1 protein-coding gene is annotated in these 629 nt (G+C 27.3%); it reads left to right on the top strand.

Annotated features, from left to right (window positions below; all coding sequences use genetic code 11):
- A partial coding sequence (locus ACQY5W_RS13300; protein WP_428025452.1) for an exonuclease domain-containing protein occupies positions 1–508 on the top strand: 508 nt, incomplete at its 5' end.
- Positions 509–629 lie beyond the last annotated feature (121 nt).

Genomic DNA, 629 nt, shown 5'->3' with positions numbered 1-629 from the left:
AGTTTATGCAAAAAATATTCCTGAATATATTCAAGAAATTACAAATATAAATCCTAAAATGCTTGAGAATGCACCAACTCTTAAAACTGTACTTGAAGAGTTTAAACTATTTTTAGAAGATGATGTTTTTGTAGCTCACGATATAAAATTTGATTACAATTTTATATCAAACTCTTTGCAAAAACATGATTTGGGAAAATTAGAGAATAGAAAACTTTGTACAATTGATTTAGCTAGAAGAACCATAAAAGCTGAGCGGTATGGCTTAGGATATTTAAAAGAGTCATTAAATATTGATATAGATAATCATCATAGAGCTTATAGTGATGCTTTAAGTACTACTTATATATTAGAAAAATCATTTAAATGTTTAGATGAAAAAGTTAAAACAGTTGAAGATTTAATAGACTTTTCTAAAAATGCACAACCAGTAATGCCTAAAATGCAAGTTAATCATGGACATAGAAGAAATAATAAACAAAAAGAAAATCAAGAGGGGAATAAATAATGTTTTCACAAGAAAAATATTTAAAAGCACTAAACTTTGCAGCAAAAGCCCATGGTGAACAGAAAACTCCATATGGTTTGCCTTATTTAACTCATATCACAAGTGTAGCGATGGAAGTAAT

The sequence above is a fragment of the Arcobacter sp. genome (assembly GCF_050300555.1).
Lineage (GTDB): Bacteria > Campylobacterota > Campylobacteria > Campylobacterales > Arcobacteraceae > Arcobacter.
Note: the sequence above shows the minus strand (reverse complement) of the source record. Positions and strands in the feature narration are given on the sequence as shown.